Origin of the sequence: Sediminibacterium sp. (assembly GCF_030695065.1) — a bacterium.
Lineage (GTDB): Bacteria > Bacteroidota > Bacteroidia > Chitinophagales > Chitinophagaceae > Sediminibacterium.
Genome location: NZ_JAUYTR010000016.1, coordinates 170,530 through 194,091, shown reverse-complemented (window position 1 = coordinate 194,091; position 23,562 = coordinate 170,530). Strand labels below are relative to the sequence as shown.

Here is a 23,562-nt window from a genome sequence, read left to right as displayed (position 1 = left end):
TCAACCTATTAAAGTTTCGGTAAAATGGCCTTATCATAGGCCCAACTTGTTTATACCATTGTATCTAAGAAAGATTGCAATTCTGAATCAGTTTTAAACAACACTTCTCTTGCCTTACTTCCCTGGTTAGGCCCTACCACTCCTGCTGCCTCTAATTGATCCATAAGCCTTCCTGCCCTATTATATCCTAGTTTCATTCTTCGTTGTATTAAAGAGGTAGATCCCATTTGACTGCTTACAATTAATCTTGCTGCGTCTTCAAATAGCGGGTCACGATCATTGGCATCAAAATCTCTCCCTTCCATTTCTTTTTCATCCACGTATTCTGGCAACAAAAATGCCTGAGGATAACCTTTTTGATTTCCAATAAATTCACAAACAGCATCTACTTCGGGGGTATCTACAAAAGCACATTGCAAACGAGTAATTTCTCCATTATAGCTAACCAACATATCTCCTTTTCCAATTAACTGCTCTGCACCACCTGCATCTAAAATTGTTCTGCTATCAATTTTACTAGAAACTTTAAATGCAATACGAGCAGGGAAATTGGCCTTAATGGTTCCTGTTATAATATTAACTGAAGGTCTTTGTGTTGCAATTATTAAATGGATACCAATGGCCCTTGCCAACTGGGCAAGTCGAGCAATTGGCATTTCTACTTCTTTACCAGCTGTCATGATTAAATCGGCAAACTCATCTACTACCAATACAATAAATGGTAAATATTGGTGCCCTTTTTCTGGATTCAACTTTCGAGCAGTGAATTTCTCATTGTATTCTTTAATATTTCTACAGCCTGCTTCTTTTAACAAATCGTACCGATTATCCATTTCAATGCACAATGCATTTAATGTATAGACCACTTTTTTGGTATCGGTAATAATTGATTCTTCCTCTCCTGGAAGCTTAGCTAGGAAATGCTTTTCTATTACCCTATACAAACTCAACTCAACTTTTTTGGGATCAACCAAAACGAACTTTAATTGAGAGGGATGTTTTTTATACAATAAAGAAACTAAAATTGCATTTAGGCCTACCGACTTTCCTTGACCTGTTGCACCAGCCATTAACAAGTGGGGCATTGTAGCAAGATCTACAATGAAATTGTCATTATCAATTTTTTTGCCAATTGCAATGGGTAGAGAAAAACTACTATTTTGAAATTTTTCACTAGCCAATAAGGTTTTCATACTCACAACCGTTTTACGAACATTGGGTACTTCAATACCAATAGTTCCTTTACCCGGAATTGGCGCAATAATTCGAATACCCAATGCAGCTAAACTTAAAGCAATATCATCTTCTAGGTTTTTAATTCTGCTTATTCTAACACCTGGCGCAGGCACAATCTCATATAAAGTAACTGTAGGACCTACTGTTGCAGCAATTCTTTGTATTGCAATATCATAGTTTTTTAATGTTGCTATGATTTGATTTTTATGTGTTTCTAATTCTGTTGGATCGTGTACTATTTTTTCACTACCATGTGTTTCTAATAAATCTAACCCTGGATATTTATAATTCTTTAAGTCAAGTGTAACATCGTATTTACTTGCCAAACTACCAATGGTTGCAGCAATTTCAGCTAGTGTTTCTTCCTCTTCAACTTCTGGAGTTTCTTTAATTTCTAATTCTAATTCAGGTTCATTTTTTTTGCTATTCTGTGCAATTGGAGCCTGATCAACATCATCAACTTCTTCTTCGTTTTCACTTTCTTCAATTGCTTCTATTAATTCGTCTTCGGCTTCTTCTAATTCAGCTTCTAATTCTTCTTCCTCCTCTATAACCAACTCTTCTTTCTCTACCATATCAAATTCATTCATAGGGTTGTTGGTTAATTCTACAGCTGGCATTATTACCGAAACGCCACTAGCATTTGTCTTTAGTTTGTTCTTACTAATAGGCAACCCGTCTTCATCCAATTCTTCATCAATAAGATTGTTGTTTTCTGTTGATTCCTCTGGAATATCAGCTGCAAGATTTTTAGACATTGGTTCTTCCTTACCATCCAAAAAGTTGAACTTCCAGTTTGGCAATTTGAAAACAGGATTAAACCTCCAAATAAAATAACTAAATAATGTTAGAAGTAATAATGCTCCTGTACCAATTCTACCAATCCATTTTTCGAACCAGTCATTTAAATATTCACCAACAGCACCGCCCCAAGAAAAAGGAGCCCCTTTTGCAATATAAGAAGCTGCCATACTAAATACAACCAAACCAATTAACACATATTTCAAGTTCCGTAATAATTTAAACACTTTCTTTCCAAAAAGAAGGTTTACGCCTAACACAAAAAAAACGGTACAGAATAAATAGGAAGCCAAACCAAAACCATTGTACCATAGTGAGTGAGAAACATACGCACCTAGTACACCCAACAAATTATTCACTCTAACATCATCAGTAGAAAAAATACGAACACCAAATTGTTGTACTTTATCCTGATCCTCTTGCCAAGTAAATAAATAGGAAGTAAAAGAAATAAATAAGAAAAGGGTAAGTAATAGGCAAACTGAACCTATAATCTTTTCGGTTCTTTCGTCTTTAACCACTGCTGCAACCGTTACATCTGCATCTTTGTCTGGATTCAGCTCTTCAGGGTCTGGCGGAACTGGGGTCTTCTTTTTTAAACTATTGGCCATATACCAAATATACTGTTTGAGATAGCCATAAAGAGAACTTCGGCATCAATGTGCAAAAATGCCTGCAAGGCGCTTGGGTTTTCCACTAAGCTTTATATCTCCACAAAGAAATCCCCATTAATATCCATGCAGTTATCAATATAAGGCCCCCAATTGGCGTAATAGCACCTATCCATTTAAACTGGTTGTATCCTAATACTGAGAAAAGGGTTAATAAATAAAGTGATCCAGAAAAAATAGACATCCCTACAATAAATAGTTTGCCAGCCGTAACCAACATTGGTGTAGGAAAATAAGCATAAAGAATACCTGTAATGGATAATGCAAAAACGTGGTAAAATTGATATTTAACTGCCGTTTCAAAAGTATTAATCATTGCAGGGCTAGCGTAATTTTTTAACCCATGTGCACCAAAAGCACCCAGTGCAACTGCTAAAGCTCCAAGAAATGATGCAATGATAATGAACCCTTTATGCATGTTATTGAATATTTACAATTAAGTTTTTTAAATTGATTTCAGAACCAGATAGCTTCTTTTTAGCTTGATTATAAAATGGCCTCCTCTCTGTTAATTTATTTTGAATAAAGGATTGCAATTGCTGTGTTGAAAGATTTTTAAGCAACGGCCTTTGAGCCATTTCTGGCAAGAGTCTTTCAACTAATACTTCAACTGGCTCATCTAACCATATTGTAATTCCTTGTTGATTCATCCATTCCATATTTTGATGAAAACAAGGCGTACCTCCACCAGTTGCTAAAACAAAAGATTTTTTTTCGCCAAACCATCTGAGCAATTTGGCTTCGGTTTTCCTGAACCAGATTTCTCCTTCCTCTTCAAACAATTCTGTAACAGATTTTTCTTCAACAGACTCTATTATGCCGTCTAAATCGTATCCACCTGTTTTTAATTTTGCAGAAAGCCGCTGTTTCCAGAAACTCTTTCCGCTGCCCATCATCCCAATAAGAAAAATTTTCATTATTTGAAGGAATTGTAACCGGTAATATCCATCCCAGTAATTAATAGATGAATATCGTGTGTTCCTTCATAGGTGATAACACTTTCTAAATTCATCATATGGCGCATAATACTGTATTCACCAGTAATGCCCATCCCGCCTAGCATTTGTCTGGCATCCCTTGCAATATTGGTTGCTATTTCACAACTATTCCTTTTTGCCATACTCACTTGTTGTGGTGTGGCTTTGCCCTCATTCATTAATACCCCTAAACGCCATACCAATAACTGCCCTTTAGTTATTTCAGTAATCATTTCAGCAAGCTTTTTTTGCTGTAATTGAAAACCACCAATTGGCCTACCAAATTGTTGTCGTTCCATGCTGTATCTTAATGCGGTATCATAACAATCCATAGCTGCACCTAATGCACCCCAAGCAATTCCGAATCTCGCTTTAGTTAAACATCCCAATGGCCCTTTTAATCCTTTTACATTAGGTAAAATATTTTCTTTTGGCACTTTTACATTGTCAAAAACCAATTCTCCTGTTGCACTTGCTCTTAAACTCCATTTGCCATGGGTAGTTGGAGTAGAAAATCCTTCCATTCCTCTTTCTACAATAACTCCTTGAATTTCATTTTGCTCATTTCTTGCCCATACAACAGCAATTGTTGCAAAGGGAGCATTGCTAATCCACATTTTAGCACCATTTAATAGCATATAGTCTCCGGCATCTTTAATATTGGTTATCATACCCGCCGGATTACTTCCATGGTCTGGCTCTGTTAATCCAAAACAACCCAACCACTCTCCTGAAGCAAGTTTGGGTAAATATTTATTTCTTTGCGCTTCGTTACCGTAAGCATAAATTGGATGCATCACCAAACTTCCTTGAACAGAAGCAGTACTTCTTACCCCACTATCTCCCCTTTCCAACTCTTGCATCATCAATCCATAACTAATATAATCAAGCCCTCCACCGCCATACTCAGTTGGCACAGTTGGTCCAAAACAACCCAAGTTTCCTAATTGACTAACAATTTGCTCAGGAAACTCAGCTCTTTGAGCATAATCTTCAATAATTGGAGAAATATCCTTTTTTACATAAGCCCTTACCGATTCACGAATCAATTTATGCTCTTCGGATAATAGCTCGTCTAATTGGTAATAATCTGGAGATTGAAATAAATCTGTTCTGGCAGCCATCGCACTGAATTTTAAGTCTTAGAATTTATACAAAAATACAATTTAAAATTACCCGAAATAGTATAATCTCATGAATTGCAATTAATACAGCAGGTTGAATTAAACAAAATCCCCGTCAATGTATTTTTGACGGGGATTATTATAACAAAAGAAAATAATTTATCTTCTACCTAGGCCGCCAGCAGCACCGGTTTTGCTATTCTGTGGAATATCTCTATTCATTTCTTCCAAATCTACAGGGCGCTCTGTTTTATCTCCAATCAAATGCTGAGCAAAATAGTCGCTCATCCCCCAGAAGAAATATTCGGTCATATCACCAAAACCATGTCTTTGTGTTGGCAATATTTTCATATCAAAGCGCTTGTTTGCTTTAATTAATGCATTAGCAACACGAATGGTATTTGCAGGGTGTACATTATTGTCTATTTCGCCATGGAACAACATTAGCTTACCCTTTAAATTCTTTGCCAATTCAGGGTTTTTATCAATGTTGTATTGGAAAGTAGTGTCACCTTTTTCACTAATAATTTCTTTAACTCCATGGTGCTTCTCGCTCCACCATCTATTGTAAATGGCGTTGTCGTGGTTACCGGCAGAAGATACAGCCACTTTAAAGAAATCAGGATAAACTAAAATTGCAGCTGTGCTCATGAATCCACCACCAGAGTGACCATGAATACCAACTCTATTAATGTCTAAAAATTTATGTTTGTCTGCCAATTGTTCAGCAACCACTTTTTTATCAGCTAAACCGTAGTCACGTAAATTCCCGTAACCGTAATTGTGGTACCACTTGCTTCTGCTTGGATGCCCACCTCTATTACCCAATGTAATTACTACTACACCTAACTGTGCTAAACGATCGGTTCTATCAAACCCTCTACCAAAGCTGGTATTCATTGCCTCCGTTTGTGGACCTGGATAAACATACTCTACAATTGGGTATTTCTTGGAACTATCAAAATCGAAAGGCTTGTACATCACCCCATATAAATCGGTGATACCATCGTCGGCTTTTGCTTTAAAGATTTCAGGAAATTTATAACCAGCTGCCATTAAACTACTTAAGTCGGCTGTTTCTAAATCAAGAATCTTTCTGCCATCTGCTCCTAATAATACAGATTTAGGAACAGTATTTACTCTTGAAAAAGTATTTACTAAATATTTTTTATTGTCGTCCATAGACGCATTGTGATCAAACTCTCCTGGGTTCAATAGTTTTAATCCAGTACCATCAAAATTGACTCTGTATGCATGTAAGTAATATGGATTTTCTCCAGCTTCTTTTCCATTAGCAGAAAAATACAGTACCCTAGCTTTTTCGTCAATAGCCAAAATGTCTTCAGCATGCCAAGCGCCAGAAGTAATTTGGTTTTTTAACTTACCGTTTTCATCATATAAATAAAAATGTCCCCAACCATCTTCTTCACTCCATTGAATCAATTCTTTGCCTTCATTTACTAAACCAATTCTACGTATTTCTACATAGGTATTCATTTTTTCTTCAATTAAGGTTTTAGCAGTGGCTGTTTTAACGTCTACTAATCCAATATCAATTCTTTTTAGATCTCTACTTGTTCTACTAAAGTAAAATTTATCAGCTGTTCCTAACCAGGTATTTGGACGACCTTCATCGTCTCTACTACTCACTTTTGAAGGCGCACTCCAAACATTTACTGTTTGGTCTTTATACATACCAGTATTAATTTCTTTCATGGTTTTGGTAGCCACTTCAAACATTCTAAGATGCTCAACAGGTGATTCTTTTTCTCCTGGCATCCAGTATTTATAGGTTTCCAAAGTAGGTCTTGGTTCTGCAATACTATTAATTACCCAAAGATCCTTTACCCTTCTATTATCGGTAACATCTATTACAAAATATTTTGAATCAGGAGACCAAAGTATAAAAGCAGGTCTTCTTATTCCTTTATTTTTTTCTTTGTCTACATTGGTTTCACCATTACCATTATTATGGTATCCAAAGTTTTCAATTCCATCTTTAGTAAGCTGTGTTTCTACAATACTTGAATCTTTGTCATTTACCAAGGCCTTCTTATAATTAGCCCAATCCATTGAATATAGATTATTGTTCTTACCAAATACAACAATAGAGCTATCTGGCGCAATACTTGCCCACATTGGCTTACGCTTAGTTTTAACAGGATCGGTGATTTCTACCAAGTCTCCTGTTGAAATATTGTATTCAAAATAAAAGACTTTTTTCTCCATTACAGGCGGGGTACCTTTTTTTGCTGCAGTATCTTTCTTTGGAACATCTTTAGTTGTTTTCACTTCAAACCTAATCCAGTTCTCATCTTTTATGAACTTCATGCTATCAATGTTCAAATGTTGAGCGTCCATAGGATCATCGGTAATTCGAGTGAGTTTTGCAGCAAGTAAAGCATTATCAAATAATTGCTTTTTTTCGCCTTTTGCTGCATCTACGATGTACCATTTTTTCCCTTCTGAGGTTTCATACATGTACCAAAAACGATCAGATTTTTTTAGCCAATGTGGATCTACATTTAAACTAAAAATCATTTTTTGCACTTTATTGGGCGAAAATCGAGCAGCCAATGCATAGTTTGCTTTGGTAACTGGAGTTTGCTGCGCCATAACCGAACTGCTTATTAATAGTAGCAGTAGCATTTGGAATAGTCTCATAACAGTATATTGATTTTTTGGATGCTCAAAATAAAGGATTCGGGCTTTAACTGTGCACCATTTATAAAATAATCGGTGGATAGCTTTACTTTGCGGTAAAATAAGACTATGCTGCCTAATTTTGAAGCTACATTGGATTTTGCCAAACAACTCGACAAACAAGACCCACTTGCTGAGTTTAAAAATTTGTTCCATTTCCCTCAACATAATAATCAACCTGCCATATATTTTTGTGGCAATTCCCTTGGACTTCAACCAAAATCGGTATCAGCCGCTATAGAAACAGAATTAAATACCTGGAAAGAATTGGCAGTTGGAGGTTATTTTAATGGGCCAAATCCTTGGTTACACTACCAAGAATACCTAAAACCGAGTTTAGCCAAACTAGTAGGGGCAAAAGAAATAGAGGTAAGTGCAATGAACGCCCTTACTGTGAATTTGCATTTATTAATGCTTAGTTTTTATACCCCCACAAAAGAGCGTTTTAAAATTATAATGGAAGCTGGGGCTTTCCCCTCAGATCAATATGCAGTTGAAACATTGGTTAAACATTTTGACCTCCATCCATCTGATGCAATTATTGAGATTGCTCCATTAAATGGTAAAAAAACACTTAGTACTGAACAAATTATTGATGCCATTGATCATGCAGGAAATTCATTAGCGATGGTTTTATTTGGTGGTATTAATTACTATACTGGTCAATTTTTTGATTTAAAAGCCATTACTTCTGCAGCGCATAATGTGGGGGCTATTGCAGGATTTGATCTTGCGCATGTAACCGGTAATATTCCGCTTTCATTACACGACTGGGACGTTGATTTTGCAGCTTGGTGTAGTTATAAATACCTCAACGCTGGCCCAGGGGCAGTTGGGGGTTATTATGTGCACGAAAAACATGCAATTAATGCCAATATTCCTAGACTTGCAGGATGGTGGGGCAACGATGAGAAGGAGCGGTTTAAAATGGAGAAAGGATTTATTCCAAAAACAAATGCCAGCGGTTGGAATATTAGCACTGCTCAAGTATTTAATATGGTAGGATTAAAAGCTTCTCTTTCAATTATAGACCAAGCCAACATTCATCGCTTGAGAGAAAAAAGCATTGTATTAACGGCCTATCTAGCATTTTTACTAAATCAACTAGATCGAATATCTTTTGAAATTATCACACCAGATGAAAAAGATGAAAGAGGAGCACAACTTTCTTTATACTTTAAAGAAAGGGCCAAAGAAATACACAATAAATTAATTGACAACGGAGTAATTGTAGATTTTCGTGAGCCTGGAGTCATTAGAGTTGCCCCTGCCCCATTGTATTGTAGTTTTGAAGACGTGTACAAATTTTATGAAATATTAAAAAACAATTTTTAATATGCACCATCCAATCAGCTATTTAGCATTAGGCGATTCTTATACCATTGGCGAATCGGTTCCATTGCATGAATCTTTCCCGTATTTGACAACCCAACTTATACGAAAGCAGAAAATGGCTATTCATGCTCCTGAAATAATTGCCCAAACTGGCTGGACTAGCACGGAGTTAGCAGAACAATTACTTAAAACAGAATTAAATTTACACTACGATTTTGTAAGTATATTAATTGGAGTCAATAATCAATACAGGCATTTGTCTTTAGACAATTTTAGAAACGATTTTGAATATTTACTTAAGAAAGCAATCCACTTAACTGGAGGAAAATCGGAACGAGTAATTGTACTATCTATACCTGACTGGGGTTGCACGCCTTATGCTGCTGATAAAAATGGGGCAGAAATAGCTATTGAGATTGACTCCTTTAACCATGTTTGCAATCAATTTGCAAAAAAGTATCAAACTGGCTTTATTAACATAACTGAAGAAACAAGAGAAGAGAGTAAAAACCCTGCAGCACTTGCTTCTGATCAGTTACATTATTCTGGAATAACCCACTTGCATTGGGCTACCAAATTGGCAAATCATATGATTGAAATTTGCCAGTAAGTTCTATTGGTTTTGCTTTGCTTCTGCTTTCATTTTTTCATTTGCTGTTATAACAAAATGAACCCTTCTATTTAAAGCCCTATTCTCGTCACTGTTATTTTCCATTTTGGGCTGACTTTCGCCATACCACTTTGTGGTAATTCTACTAGAAGAAATTCCAGTTGCAAGTAATGCCGCAGCAACTGCATTTGCTCTACGTTCAGACAATGATAAATTATAATTTTCAGAACCGGTATTATCTGTATGACCTTCAATTAAAATATTGGTATCGGGATATTCAGTGAATACATTGTTCAATTTATTTAAAGCCAATTGAGCATTGCTATTGATATTGTATTGGTTATTGGCAAAATATACCCCAGCTTGAGATCCGTCTGGATTCTTTTCATCAAAAGTTACATTAATTCCCTCTCCCACTCTTTCCACTGTTGCTCCTGGAATAGCGGTTTTTATTTCTGCTGCTTGTTTATCCATTTTATTACCAATAATACCTCCAGCAACTCCACCAATAGCCGCACCTAAAATTGCCCCTAAAGCTGTATTGTTCTTGTTCCCTATATTATTGCCTAGCACGCCTCCTATTACTGCGCCACTTGTTGCACCAACTGCTACACCCTTTTGTTGATTAGTTGATTGTTTTATTGTTTCGCATCCGTTCATAATTAATGACCCAGAAACAATAAAGATAAATTTGACAATTGTAATTTTCATAATGGTAAAGTTGATTGTTACCAACTAAACCATTGTTACATAACAATGAGAATATATTACATCATTTGCAGATACCCAGCCATTTCTGATTGATATTCCTTAGCTACTAAAGCCGCTTGATTAGCAAAATCTTCTCCACCGGATGCAAAAATGATGGCTCTACTTGCATTCACTAATAAACCTACCGATTTGTTGAGTCCGAATCTACTAACGTCTTTCAAACTCCCCCCCTGTGCACCAACACCAGGAACCAATAGAAAATTATTGGGAACAATATTTCGGATACGTTCTAATTCAGTTGCTTGCGTTGCACCCACTACAAACATTAGATTCTCTTTAGTACCCCAAGTAGATACGCGTTCTAAAACATGTTCATATAACCTTTTTTCTACTGAGCCTTGTGTTATATGTGGTACCATAGTTAATGATTCGTCATATTCTTCCAATAAAAGTTGCTGAAAATCGTTGCTGCCAATATTAGAAGTTAAGCCTAAAACAATGGTTACTTTATTTTCATATTCTAAAAAAGGCCTAATGCTATCCTCGCCCATATAAGGAGCAACTGTTATAGCATCAAAATTGAGTGCTTCAAAAAAAGCCTTTGCGTATTGTGTTGAAGTGTTACCAATATCACCTCTTTTAGCATCAGCAATAGTAAAATGCGTATTGGGTATATAGTCCAATGTTTCCTTCATTATTTCCCAACCTTTTAATCCTTGAGACTCATAAAATGCAGTATTGATTTTATAACTAACACAATAAGGCAGGGTTGCGTCTATGATTGATTTATTAAACTCAAGTACTCCATCTGGATTAGCTTTTAAATGGGCAGGTAATTTGGTAATATCTGAATCTAATCCTACACATAAATAAGATTGCTTCAATAAAATTTGCTCAGTTAATGAAGTTGCTGTCATGCTACGAATTTAGTGGTTCTTTTGCAATTGAATGAATGAAGCTATATTTGAAGCCTAACTATTCTGCCATGGAAAAAGAGCCAATGTATTACGGTACTTATTTACAATTAGATAAAATTATTGAAAGCCAATATCCAGTTAGCTTTGAGCCGGGAAATGAACCTGCCCATGATGAAATGTTATTCATTATTATTCATCAGTCTTATGAGCTTTGGTTTAAGCAAATTCTGTTTGAATTAGACTATTGCATGGGCATTTTCCAAAAAGAAAAAATTAACGACAATTCAGAAGATTTAAACCTTGTAAGACATCGGTTTAAAAGAATCATAAAAATATTAGAACTGCTGAATCAGCAAGTAAATGTGCTAGACACCATGACACCAATGGACTTTTTAGCATTTCGAAACCTATTAACACCTTCCTCTGGCTTTCAAAGCAAGCAATTCAGGCTCATTGAAGCCAAACTAGGGCTAGAAATAGAAAAGAGACACCAAAAAGATTATTATAAGAGAACCAATGAAGGTGGATTTACTCAACCAGACTATCAGCATATCACTCAAACAGAAGAAGGAAAAAATTTGTTACAATTGGTGAATGACTGGTTAGAGCGGATGCCGTTTTTTGATAACGCATATTGGGAAGATCAGTTGTCTACAGATCCTATTAATCACCCTTTTTGGAAACAATACAAAGCCGTTTACAGCGCAGGTTTATCTGAAAGAGAGCAATCGAAACAAGCAGATTTTGACGCCGTTTTCTTTCAACATTTTGCCCCTGAAATGAGTAAGGAACAACAGCAATTATTTAACTGTAGTTTTAGCCCTGCCGCAATGCGTGCTGCATTGTTTATTATGCTTTATAGAGATTTTCCCGTTTTTCAAACTTCCTATCAAATATTGGATTCATTAATTGAAATGGATCATTTAATGAGTAACTGGAGACACAAACACCTAATCATGGTTAGAAGAATGATTGGAATGCGGGTGGGCACAGGTAATACTTCAGGGGCCGGTTATTTAGAAGGGGCTTTAAACAAGCATTATGTTTACAGAGACTTGTCTGGCTTATCAACCTATTTAATTGAGCGTAAGAATTTACCTAAACTCCCAGAAAGTCTTATAAAGTATTTGGGGTTTAACCTATAGTGATTTTTCGTGTAATTTTTTTGCAACTATAATCATTCTTGGAGAATTTTTAACATCATAATGTCCGAGTTGATAGTTGCCAAAAACTTCAACGATTTGCATATGCTGATAACTGAGCATATCATTAAAATCACCAAGGGAAAACTTAGCCACTCGCTCTGTATATAAATGCCTTGGGGCAGCATGCTCTTTGTCGGTAATTTGAATTTGTTTAAAAAAATGATCAGCTGTTTGCCATTTGCTAATATGAAATTTAACGTCTTCAACTTCAGTTGTAACAATTGGATCTAATTGGGATTCTACAAAATGAACATTTAAATAGTCAATAACCAATATTGCCCCCGGTTTAATACTATCAGCCATCATCCTTATTGCATTATCATGTTCTCTTCTTGTTTTGAAATAACCAAAGCTGGTGAAAAAATTAAAGGCATAATCAAAATAATTAATTCTAAACCCCCTTCGCATATCATGCTGATAGAAATGCAATTGCGCTGACTCGGCTGCTTTGGCTTCACTGATTGATGCCTCAGATAAATCAATTCCAGTTACATCAAATCCCATTTCTGCCAAAGCCATACTATGCCTACCCTTTCCACATGCAATATCTAACATAGTTGCTCCAATAGCAGGCTGCAAATAGTGTATGAGTGTATTAATAAACAGCTCAGCCTCATTTTCGTCTCTATGTTGGTATAATAAATGGTAGTAAGGAGAATTAAACCAGTCCTTAAACCATGCTTTGTCTGCCATATTAATGTTTCAACTGCGAAGTTACGTTACCTAGCCATACAAAAAATTTGAATTATATTCGCCGCCGTTTAAGCATTTACATATGGCATTGATAAAAAGCATTTCAGGCATTAGAGGCACTATTGGAGGTAAACCAGGAGACACATTGAGTCCGGTAGATATAGTAAGATTTACTGCTGCATTCGGCACTTTACTCATACAATCGAATGATCAAAATAAAAAAGTAGTCATTGGAAGAGATGGTAGAATTAGTGGAGAAATGGTTCAAGCATTAGTAGTTAACACCCTAATTTCAATGGGGCTAGATGTAATTAATTTAGGATTAAGCACCACTCCAACTGTTGAAATGGCCGTAGTGTCTGAGAAAGCGGTTGGAGGAATTATATTAACTGCCAGCCATAATCCCAAAGAATGGAATGCTTTAAAATTACTCAACCAAAAAGGAGAATTTATAAGTGGCGCAGATGGAGCAAAATTACTTGAAATAGCATCCAAAGAAGATTTTCAATTTGTATCTGTAGATCAATTGGGCAAGGTAACAGATGGAGAAAATTTATTGGAAAAACATATTGAAGCTTGTGTAAATTACCCATTGGTAGATAAAGACGCCATTAAAGCTGCCAATTTCTCTATTGTAATTGACGCCATCAATAGCACAGGAGCTATTGCAGTTCCTGCTTTGTTAAATGCATTAGGGGTAAAAAAATATACCGTTTTAAACGGGGAGGTCAATGGTCAGTTTGCCCATAACCCTGAACCATTACCTGAACACTTAAGAGATTTATGTAATGAAGTAAATAAACAAAAAGCAAGTATGGGTATTGCGGTAGACCCCGATGTAGACAGGCTTTGCTTTGTATGTGAAGATGGTAGTTTGTTTGGAGAAGAGTATACTTTAGTTGCTGTTGCAGACTATGTTTTGCAACATCGCAAAGGCAATACTGTTAGCAATATGAGTAGTACTCGTGCATTAAAAGACATTACAATTAAGCATGGTGGCATATATTCTGCAAGTGCAGTTGGCGAGGTAAATGTGGTTACCAAAATGAAAGAAGTAAATGCAGTGATTGGAGGAGAAGGTAATGGAGGAATTATTGTACCCGACTTACATTATGGTAGAGATGCACTAATTGGAATTGCTTTGTTTTTAACCCATCTTGCAAAAGAAAAAAAATCGATAAAACAACTCCGGAATACCTATCCTGATTACTTCATGAGTAAAAATAAGATAGAACTAACCCCAGGAGTTAACTTAGCTAACATATTTGAACAAATTAAGAAGAAGTATAAAAAGAATCCGATTAATACGGAAGATGGACTTAAGATTGAATTTGACAACGACTGGGTTCATTTAAGAAGCAGTAATACAGAACCTATTATTCGAATTTACGCCGAAAGCAATAGTGAAACTGTTGCAGCAAATATTGCAAAAAGATTGATGAATGATATTAAGGAAGCAGCTGGATTAAATTAATAATTGATCAAACGTTTTTATGGAAAGAATCTACCTAGACAATGCAGCAACAACTTCGCTAGACCCTGCAGTATTAGAAGCTATGATGCCTTATTTAACGAAGCATTTTGGTAATCCATCTTCTATTTATTCATATGGTAGAGAATCTAGGATGGCAATAGAAAATTCCAGAAAATTAGTTGCTAAAATATTGAATGCACACCCTGCTGAAATTTTCTTTACTAGCGGGGGTACAGAAAGTAGCAATATGGCCATTACTGCGTCTGTAAGAGACCTAGGATGTAAGCATATTATTAGTTCTCCTATTGAACACCATGCCACAAGTCATACTGTAGAATATTTATACCAAAATGGAGAAGCCGCATTAAGCTATGTGAAGCTTTTACCAGACGGGCATATAGATTTGAATGATTTGGAAAATTTAATAGCCGGAAGTGAGGAAAAATGTTTGGTTACTTTAATGCATGCCAATAACGAAATAGGTAATATGTTGGATATTCATGGAGTGGGCGAGCTTTGTAAAAAACACAATGCTATTTTCCATTCTGATACTGTGCAAACAGTTGGTCATTTCCCATTTAATTTAAGAAATACACCGGTGCATTTTATTACCGGAGCGGGGCATAAATTTCATGGCCCTAAAGGAGTTGGCATGTTGTATATTAATGAAAATGTAAAAATCAAGCCTTTTGTACATGGGGGAAGCCAAGAAAGAAATATGCGTGCTGGCACAGAAAATTTGTACGGCATTGTAGGTTTTGCAAAAGCCCTTGAATTGGCAACTAGTAATTACGAAAATGATAGTGCATATATTACCGAGTTGAAGCTATACATGATGGATCAACTCAAAAAAAATATTAAAGGCATTTCATTTAATGGAGATCCAACTGGCAAATCCTTGTATGCTGTTTTAAGCGTTAGTTTTCCTAAGACAGAGAAAAGCGAAATGATATTATTCAACCTAGACATCAATAATATTTGTGCTAGTGGAGGAAGTGCCTGTACTAGTGGTGCCGACCAAGGATCTCATGTTATTAGAGCAATTAACAATAACCCCAATCAGGTTACTGTTAGATTTAGCTTTAGCAAACACAATACCAAAGCCGAAATAGATGCTGTTGTTGAAAAATTAAAAGAACTAATTTAGATATCTTCCTCTTCTTCTTCAGTTCCAAAATTTTCAAAATTCATCATGCTTCCCATTAAATCATTAAAAGTTAATTTGCCATCCAAAGACTTTTTGCTGATCATAGAATAAGCTGCCAACCCATGTAATACAAATTCCATCAACAATGCATTTTCATTGGCATTAGCTTGCGGATAATATTTTTTAACCAATGCATACAAACCATCTATTTGGTATAGGGTTTCAATTTTAGTAGCATCTTTCATGTCTAATAGCAATTCAATATGATTACCAGCGTCGAACCAACGAGTTATGGTTTTGTATGGACTTTCGTTTGCCCCAGTTTCTTCTACTGACTTTTTACCAGTATTTCTTCTCTTTTTTGCTTGCTCAGGATTGGGGAAATATTGGATAAACAAATTCCGAACCGATTTATCTATCAAATTTACGGCAACCTGATAGGGTCCTTCTTGTTCTCCCTCGTATACCAATTCAATTTTACCAGTTATTGCGGGTATAATGCCAGTTAAATCACTAATCCAAACCTGTGTATTGGCTTCATTGTGTATGATGGCGCGTCTTTCGGCACTGCTCACCGCATTCTCTAGTGCCGCAATAGTTAGCCTTGCACTAACCCCGCTCTTTCTATCAACATATTCATTAGACCTTGCTTCAAATGCAACTTGTTCAATAATGCGTTTTACTAAATCGCTTATATTAACTCTTTCTTTTTGAGCTGGTAAAATATTGGCTTCTTGCTCTGTAATAGCCAATGAGGTTTCAATATTTTTAGGATAGTGAGTAAGTATTTGGCTTTCAATACGGTCTTTTAATGGCGTAACAATACTTCCTCTATTGGTATAATCTTCTGGATTTGCAGTGAATACAAATAAAATATCTAAAGGCATTCTTAATTTAAAGCCCCTGATTTGTATATCACCTTCTTGTAAAATATTAAACAATGCTACTTGAATTCTGGCTTGTAAATCGGGTAATTCATTAATGACAAAAATTCCTCTGTTGCTTCTTGGAATAATTCCGTAATGGATGACTTTTTCATCTGAAAAACTCAACTTTAAATTAGCCGCTTTAATAGGATCAATGTCTCCAATTAAGTCTGCAACACTCACATCTGGCGTAGCCAACTTTTCTCCATAACGTGCAGATCGGTGTACCCATTCAATGGGTGTATCATCGCCTTTTTTTGCTATCAAATCATGGGCATACCTGCTTAATGGTTTAAAAGGATCGTCGTTTACCTCGGAACCTGCGATAACAGGTATGTATTCATCTAACAGGTCAATCATTTGCCTTGCCATCCTTGTTTTGGCCTGCCCGCGAAGACCTAAAAACAAAATATTATGCTGACTCAGTAAAGCCCTTTCTGTATCAGGTATAACAGTGTCTTCATATCCCATTATACCAACAAAAGGATTCTCTTTATCCTGTATGGTTTTAATTAGGTTGTTTCTTACTTCTTCTTTAACCGACTTAGATTGATATCCACTTGCTTTCAGTTGACCTAAATTATAAATAGTATCGTATTGAACTTTCTTTGCTTTTTTCATTTTAATAAACTGTTTTTCTTTTTCCGCTTTCAAAATCTTTAAATATAAATGCACCTAATTTATCCAATGAAGCAAAGTATGCTTTGCCGTTATTCATTTCGGTAAATTCCTGTACAAACTGCTGCAGATAGGGATCTGAAGCAATCATAAACGTGGTGATGGGTATCTTTAATTTTTTACATTGTGCTGCTAAATTGATGCATCGATTCACTACTTTTCTATCTAATCCAAAACTATTTTTATAGTACTGTTTACCAATTTTCAAACAAGTAGGTTTACCATCTGTTATCATAAAAATTTGCTTGTTGGGATTCTTTCTTCTTCTAAGCAAATCCATGGCCAATTCTAAACCTGCAACCGTATTAGTATGATAAGGCCCAACTTTTAAATAAGTAAGGTCTTTCATTTCTATACTCCAAGCATCATTTCCAAATACTACTATATCAATGGTATCTTTCGGATACTTGGTAGTGATCAACTCACATAAGGCCATGGCCACTTTCTTAGCAGGGGTAATTCTATCTTCTCCATATAGTATCATGGAATGAGAGATATCAATCATTAGCACTGTAGAAGTTTGTGTTTTAAAATCTGCTTCTCTAATTTGCAAATCGTCTTCGTGCATAGAGAATGCTTCTACCCCTCTATTTATTTGTGCGTTTCTTATACTCTCCGTAAAATCAATCTGCTCTAGCATATCACCAAACTGAAATGGCCTAGTATCTGAATTAACTTCATCACCTTGACCTGGCTTGAATGTTTGATGGTTCCCTTTACCTGCTTTCTTCAGTTTCCCAAAAATTTCTTCTAAGCTTTTCTTTCGGATAGTCTGTTCTGACTTGCCCGTAATACTAAAATCACCATTTGCTGGGTCTTCTTTTAAGTAGCCATTTTGCTTAAGGTCTTCAATAAAGTCGCCCATCCCATAATCCTTATCAGTAAAATGGTATTGCTTATCTAACTCATTCATCCAGCTCAACGATTCTGAAGCATCTCCGCTAGTATAGGTAAGCAATTGCATAAATATATCGAGCAACTGCTCAAACTTTGATTTGCCAGTGTTTTCAGGATTAAAAGCAAAAAATTGGTGCCCAATCATATTATTTAATAACAGTTATAAGTCTATTAAGTTCAAAAAAAAATCGCCCCGAAAACTCGGGACGATTCAATATACTCTTTTTAATACTATTTACTGCTGTCTCTCGGGGCCATTAACTTACCTGGAATTTGTATGGCTGGATTATATACAGACTTCATTCTCTCCATCCCTTCCATATAACCTTCTGCAATTCTTTTTTCATCTTCCATTAATTCGGCCTTCCTACCAGTAAGCGAATTATAATAGTTGATTTGTTGCTGAAGATCTTTACCAACAGAAGCAGCTACTTTTTCAATTAAACTTTTATCTTCTGCCATATAACAAGCTTCTAAGAACATCAAAGTATTTCTATTATGCATATTCCCTCTACTAACCATTCCATAAGGGAAATTTTCTTCATCCATTAACTTGTCTACTTTCTGTAAAACTTTTCTAGCATCTTCTTTTCTGCCTTTAGCTGCTAAATCAATAGCTAATTCAGTATAAGCAGTTCTAATACTATTCAAGTGTCTTCTATTCTCTTCATCAAAATAGACCCCTTTTACATTGGCATTTCCTGCAGCAAATACATTCATTGCTTTAGACATCATCCAATCGGTGTTTACTTTAGAGCCCTGAACTGGAACCAGTCTATGACTCAATCCATCTCTGCGTAAAAATTCATCAAATCCTAAATCAACTTGAGGATTAGTGAAATAGATAGGACGATTCCATTTATTGGCAGCAATGATATTCAAAACAGCCATATCATTTTTCATCATTGAACTCTTAGGTAATTCAAATCTTAATTCAGCAACAACACTATCGTTGGCGTTCACTGTTTTATTAGCCAACACCTGAACCTTGTCTACAGGAACAGAGAATTTTCTAACAGGGAAAGTACTCAACGCTTCTCCATTGCCCCTATCTTCCATATTAATTGGGTCATCACTTCCTACATAATTTTTCATTAAATCGTATAGGTCATAATAACGATCTTCAGGAATATTGGGCTTAGGACGATACAAAGCATAATCTCTTTTACCACCTTCAATTTGTTCGGCAGACCAAATTACATCAATAGGTGCACTCTCATTTACTTTGTATCTCATTTCATTAATGTACCAATCTATACCCAATAAACTATAGTTAATAACCCGAATATCTGGTCTAATACCTTCCACTTCTTGTGCATACCACAATGGATAAGTGTCATTGTCTCCAAATGTGAATAGAATGGCATTAGGAGCGCAGCTTTCTAAATAATCGCGCGCTAAATCACGAGCCAAAACTTTCTTACTTCTATCATGGTCATCCCACTCTTGTTGAGCCATTAAGGCCGGAACGGCAAGCAAACAAATAACAGTTGCTAATATAGCAGCTACGGCAGGCTTCATTTTTTTCTCTAAGTAAGAAATAACTGCCATTACTCCCAATCCAATCCAAACCGCAAATGCATAAAAACTTCCTACATAAGCATAATCACGCTCACGAGGCTGGTTACCGGCTTGATTTAAGTATAAAACAATTGCAAAGCCGGTAAAGAAGAACATTAATAAATTGGCAAAGGCATCATCACCTCTTTTTTTACGGTGATATACAAAACCCAAAATACCTAAGATAAATGGCAATGCAAATAGCTTATTGTTGGCCTTGTTATTTTTTAGAGAATCGGGCAATTTTGACTGATCTCCATAAATTAAATTGTCAACAAAAGATATCCCAGTAATCCAGTTTCCATCACGAACATTCCCTGTGTAAACACCTTGAATATCATTTTGCTTACCCGAAAAATTCCACATGAAATAGCGGAAGTACATCCAATAAACCTGATAGCCTACAAAGAATTTAACGTTGTCTACCTGATTAGGGGCTCTTTCATAAGTACCATCTTTTAATTTCGCAATATTCAAAAATGCAGAATAATAGTAAGCATGGTATTGATCATCGCTTGCATCCCAAACCCTTGGGAACAACATTTTGTCCTCGGGATTGTACACGTATTTTTTATCCTGACCTACTTCAATGTATTTATCCCGGGCTTTCTGATAACGCATACCCGTATTTTTTAAATCAACGGGCTGTGCGGTGAATTTTTGACCGTATAGTAATGGGAAATCACCATATTGTTCACGACCTAAGTAACCCACTAAACTCATTGGGTTGTCTACGTTGTACATATCCACTGAAGGATTTGCACTACTCCTAACCATTGTTGTTAAATAAGTACTGTAGCCTATAAACATAAAGCTGATGCACCAGATCGATAGAGTTAAATAAGGCCATGCTTTCTTAGCAGCTAATTTTAATCCATACCATAATAATGCAGCAACTAAAACAAAGAATAGGGTGAACCCACTAAAGAAAGGCATCCCTGCTCCGTTTACCATCCATCTATCAAATGAACCAGCCATTTTAATTGAATATTGAATAACGCCTACTTGAACAGCACCAGTAATAACACATCCAATAACAAAGAAGATATAAACACCACCATAATAAGCTTTTTGGGCAGGCTTCCATTTTTCAATAACAAACAATAATCCTACGCCAACAATGGTAGCCAATATCATTAGTCCCCCAATTGTTCCATCCATTGGAACATTGTCGGTAGCTTCAGCAGCTGCGCTAACTAAGGCAGCAATAAAGGCTAACGCTCCACCAATAGATACAATTTTAATAAACCAAGAACGAATTAATTCATAATTAAAGTTGTCTCTTTTTCTAAAATAATAAACCATCACAATAGCTGGTATAGTTAATAGATTCAACAAGTGAACACCTATAGACAATCCCATCATGAAAAAGATAAACACAATCCAGCGGTCTGCACCTGGCTCATCTGCATGGTTTTCCCATTTAAGTATAGCCCAAAAAACAATTGCAGTAAAAAAAGAAGACAAAGCATATACTTCACCTTCAACAGCACTATACCAAAAGGAATCGCTAAATGTATAGGCCAGTGCACCTACCACTCCTGCACCCATTATACTCCAAATTTGATAACTATTGGGCGTATCGGTTGTTTTTATATTGATAATTCTGCGGGCAAAATGGGTAATAGTCCAGAAAAGAAACAAAATGGTGAATGCACTTGCAATAGCACTCATCATATTAACTGCTTTTGCAGCACTCATTGGATCATCTCCAAATAAAATAATAAATATTCTACCTAAAATTACAAACAAAGGGGCACCTGGAGGATGGGGTATTTGTAATTTAAAACAACTACTTACAAACTCACCACAATCCCATAAGCTTCCACCAGCTTCGGCAGTAAGGGTATACACTGCGCTGGCAACAATGAAAACCAGCCAGCCCGTAATGTTATTGATCTTATTAAACTGCATATTTGTTTTGGTTTTTAAAGACTGGCAAACATAGTTGATTATAGGTAAAATTTGAAATACAAAGGGCTGTTTCCGCAGATTTAAGAAAGTTTTTACAGCTGTAAAATGGCCTTATTTAAAGTTATAACAGTCATAAGATGCTTCAATGAATGATTTTTGGGGTAGCTGTATTAACTTTGCATTTGCATGAATCAGAAACAAACAGTAGCATTTCATACACTTGGCTGTAAACTTAACTTTTCGGAAACCTCTACCCTATCTAGGATTATGGAAAAAGAAGGTTTCGAAAAGAGGGATTTCACCGACTCTGCGGATGTTTATGTAATTAATACTTGCTCAGTAACTGATAACGCCGACAAAGAATGTAGGCAGTTGGTTAGAAGAATTCAACGAAAATCACCAGATAGCTTCGTTATTATCACAGGCTGTTATGCGCAACTAAAACCTGCTGAAATTGCTTCCATTCCAGGGGTAGACCTCGTTTTAGGCGCAGCTGAAAAGTTTAATATTACTGATCATATTAAAGCGCTTACCAAAACAAACGACCCTGCCAAAATTTGTAGTTGCGATATTGCTGATGTAACTGGATTTAATGCTTCTTTTTCTCAACACGACAGAACCCGAACATTTTTGAAAGTGCAAGATGGCTGCGATTACAACTGTTCATTTTGCACTATTCCAATGGCACGCGGAAAAAGCAGAAGTGATACCATTGACAATGTGGTTACAAACGCAGCTCATTTGGCATCGGAAGGCGTTAAAGAAATTGTTTTGACCGGTGTTAATTTGGGAGATTTTGGCAAAGGAGCACATGGAGACAAAGTGCATGGAGAATCTTTTTTAGACCTGGTTAAAGCTTTAGATGCTGTTTCTGGAATTAATAGATATCGCATCTCCTCTATAGAACCCAACTTAATCACCAATGAATTAATTGAATGGGTTTCGAGTAGTGATCAATTCATGCCCCATTTTCATATCCCATTGCAAAGTGGGTCTAATAAAATATTGGGACTAATGCGAAGGAGATATAAAAGAGAATTGTATGCAGAACGTGTTGCTTTAATTAAACAATTAATGCCATATGCTTCTATAGGTGTTGACGTAATAGTAGGATTTCCTGGCGAATCAGATGAAGACTTTAAAGAAACTTTTGATTTCATACATTCATTAGATGTATCTTACTTACACGTATTCACCTATTCTGAAAGAGATAATACAAAAGCTTTAGAAATCACTCCAATTGTTCCCATCCATATTCGAAATGAGCGCAATAAAATATTGCGGAATCTTTCTTACATGAAGCAACAATATTTTTCACAACAGCATAGTGGAAAAACTAGACCTGTTCTATTTGAAGCCTATAATAAAGAAGGCATGATGGAAGGATATACCGATAATTACATTAGAATTAGTACTCCTTATAGAAATGAATGGGCCAACCAACTAATTGATTGGATTATTTAGAGGTTAGGAAAACAGCAGGAAATTCTACAATCATTACTTGTCCAAGACTTTGTAATTCTACATATACTTTTTTCTTGCCGCCTCTAATTACAGTTCCTTCCTTATCCATAAATACACCGTAATTAACTTTTATTAAATCTCCACTTGAAAAGCCCTGGTCTGAAATGATGGATATTTTTGCATCTTTCTCCGATAAATAAGCTTTAATATTGTTTATTTCGTCTTCTTTAATAACAGCAGGTTTGCCCAAATAATAAACAAAATTTAATGCGCCATCAGTCATTAACACTTTAGATCTTTCGGTATCATCTATATATACAAACACATAAGATTTGAAGAGAGGTTCTTCAATTATTTTTTTCCTATCGGTCCATTGGCGCTCTACTTTTTGAAGTGGGCACCAACTTTCTATACCTTTTCTAACAAGTACCGTATCAATCTTTTTTTCCCATCTTGGCTTGGTATAAACGGCATACCATTTCTTTTCTAACTTCTTTTCCATAATGTGCTAGTAATCGT

18 protein-coding genes are annotated in these 23,562 nt (G+C 35.9%); 6 read left to right on the top strand and 12 right to left on the bottom strand.

What is annotated here, in order from left to right; genetic code table 11:
• Positions 1–50 precede the first annotated feature (50 nt).
• The 5 genes from Q8S25_RS07740 to Q8S25_RS07720 form a co-directional block, all read right to left on the bottom strand.
• Positions 51–2,648 (bottom strand): DNA translocase FtsK, encoded by a 2,598-nt coding sequence (locus tag Q8S25_RS07740; protein WP_305536463.1) that lies wholly within the window; start codon positions 2,646–2,648, stop codon positions 51–53.
• An 85-nt stretch (positions 2,649–2,733) separates the two neighbouring features.
• Positions 2,734–3,126, bottom strand: a complete 393-nt coding sequence (locus Q8S25_RS07735; RefSeq protein WP_305536461.1) for a DUF423 domain-containing protein — start codon at positions 3,124–3,126, stop codon at positions 2,734–2,736.
• A gap of 1 nt (position 3,127) precedes the next feature.
• A complete protein-coding gene (locus Q8S25_RS07730) occupies positions 3,128–3,625 on the bottom strand; it encodes a shikimate kinase (RefSeq protein WP_305536459.1) in 498 nt (165 codons plus the stop codon).
• Positions 3,625–4,809, bottom strand: coding sequence for an acyl-CoA dehydrogenase family protein (locus Q8S25_RS07725; protein ID WP_305536457.1), 1,185 nt, complete (start codon positions 4,807–4,809; stop codon positions 3,625–3,627). Before Q8S25_RS07725 ends, Q8S25_RS07730 begins: the two co-directional genes overlap by 1 nt.
• Positions 4,810–4,968: 159 nt before the next feature.
• Positions 4,969–7,425 (bottom strand): DPP IV N-terminal domain-containing protein, encoded by a 2,457-nt coding sequence (locus Q8S25_RS07720; RefSeq protein ID WP_305536455.1) that lies wholly within the window; start codon positions 7,423–7,425, stop codon positions 4,969–4,971.
• A 156-nt stretch (positions 7,426–7,581) separates the two neighbouring features.
• Between Q8S25_RS07720 and kynU the strand changes: the two genes are divergently transcribed.
• Complete coding sequence (kynU, locus tag Q8S25_RS07715) at positions 7,582–8,847, top strand: kynureninase (protein ID WP_305536453.1); 1,266 nt, start codon at positions 7,582–7,584, stop codon at positions 8,845–8,847.
• 1 nt (position 8,848) lies between these two features.
• Positions 8,849–9,457: a GDSL-type esterase/lipase family protein gene (locus tag Q8S25_RS07710; RefSeq protein ID WP_305536451.1), complete on the top strand. Its 609-nt coding sequence runs from the start codon at positions 8,849–8,851 to the stop codon at positions 9,455–9,457.
• A 3-nt stretch (positions 9,458–9,460) separates the two neighbouring features.
• Here Q8S25_RS07710 and Q8S25_RS07705 read toward each other — a convergent pair whose 3' ends face one another.
• Entirely contained in the window at positions 9,461–10,168 is a 708-nt protein-coding gene (locus Q8S25_RS07705) for an OmpA family protein (RefSeq protein ID WP_305536449.1), read from the bottom strand.
• A gap of 56 nt (positions 10,169–10,224) precedes the next feature.
• Positions 10,225–11,085 carry an orotidine-5'-phosphate decarboxylase gene (gene pyrF, locus Q8S25_RS07700; protein WP_305536447.1) on the bottom strand — a complete coding sequence of 287 codons (861 nt, stop codon included), beginning with the start codon at positions 11,083–11,085 and terminating at the stop codon, positions 10,225–10,227.
• Between the two features lie 35 nt (positions 11,086–11,120).
• Between pyrF and Q8S25_RS07695 the strand changes: the two genes are divergently transcribed.
• Positions 11,121–12,230, top strand: coding sequence for a tryptophan 2,3-dioxygenase family protein (locus Q8S25_RS07695; protein WP_305536445.1), 1,110 nt, complete (start codon positions 11,121–11,123; stop codon positions 12,228–12,230).
• On the opposite strand, the gene Q8S25_RS07690 is transcribed toward Q8S25_RS07695, so the two are convergent.
• Complete coding sequence (locus Q8S25_RS07690; protein WP_305536443.1) at positions 12,225–12,983, bottom strand: bifunctional 2-polyprenyl-6-hydroxyphenol methylase/3-demethylubiquinol 3-O-methyltransferase UbiG; 759 nt, start codon at positions 12,981–12,983, stop codon at positions 12,225–12,227. The genes Q8S25_RS07695 and Q8S25_RS07690 overlap by 6 nt on opposite strands.
• Positions 12,984–13,065: 82 nt before the next feature.
• Between Q8S25_RS07690 and glmM the strand changes: the two genes are divergently transcribed.
• Together glmM and Q8S25_RS07680 are read left to right on the top strand one after the other, a co-directional pair.
• Positions 13,066–14,457, top strand: coding sequence for a phosphoglucosamine mutase (gene glmM / locus Q8S25_RS07685; protein ID WP_305536441.1), 1,392 nt, complete (start codon positions 13,066–13,068; stop codon positions 14,455–14,457).
• A gap of 19 nt (positions 14,458–14,476) precedes the next feature.
• Positions 14,477–15,604 carry a cysteine desulfurase family protein gene (locus Q8S25_RS07680; protein ID WP_305536439.1) on the top strand — a complete coding sequence of 376 codons (1,128 nt, stop codon included), beginning with the start codon at positions 14,477–14,479 and terminating at the stop codon, positions 15,602–15,604.
• On the opposite strand, the gene Q8S25_RS07675 is transcribed toward Q8S25_RS07680, so the two are convergent.
• From Q8S25_RS07675 to Q8S25_RS07665, 3 genes are all read right to left on the bottom strand, one after another.
• Complete coding sequence (locus tag Q8S25_RS07675) at positions 15,601–17,151, bottom strand: sigma 54-interacting transcriptional regulator (RefSeq protein WP_305536437.1); 1,551 nt, start codon at positions 17,149–17,151, stop codon at positions 15,601–15,603. The two genes, Q8S25_RS07680 and Q8S25_RS07675, sit on opposite strands and share 4 nt — an antisense overlap.
• Before the next feature lies 1 nt (position 17,152).
• Positions 17,153–18,250 (bottom strand): VWA domain-containing protein, encoded by a 1,098-nt coding sequence (locus Q8S25_RS07670; protein ID WP_305536435.1) that lies wholly within the window; start codon positions 18,248–18,250, stop codon positions 17,153–17,155.
• An 86-nt stretch (positions 18,251–18,336) separates the two neighbouring features.
• Positions 18,337–21,579, bottom strand: coding sequence for a DUF2723 domain-containing protein (locus Q8S25_RS07665; RefSeq protein WP_305536432.1), 3,243 nt, complete (start codon positions 21,577–21,579; stop codon positions 18,337–18,339).
• A gap of 186 nt (positions 21,580–21,765) precedes the next feature.
• Here Q8S25_RS07665 and mtaB point away from each other — a divergent pair, with 186 nt between their 5' ends.
• Positions 21,766–23,043 carry a tRNA (N(6)-L-threonylcarbamoyladenosine(37)-C(2))-methylthiotransferase MtaB gene (gene mtaB / locus Q8S25_RS07660; RefSeq protein WP_305536430.1) on the top strand — a complete coding sequence of 426 codons (1,278 nt, stop codon included), beginning with the start codon at positions 21,766–21,768 and terminating at the stop codon, positions 23,041–23,043.
• On the opposite strand, the gene Q8S25_RS07655 is transcribed toward mtaB, so the two are convergent.
• A complete protein-coding gene (locus Q8S25_RS07655; RefSeq protein ID WP_305536427.1) occupies positions 23,036–23,545 on the bottom strand; it encodes a UpxY family transcription antiterminator in 510 nt (169 codons plus the stop codon). The two genes, mtaB and Q8S25_RS07655, sit on opposite strands and share 8 nt — an antisense overlap.
• Between the last annotated feature and the right edge of the window lie 17 nt (positions 23,546–23,562).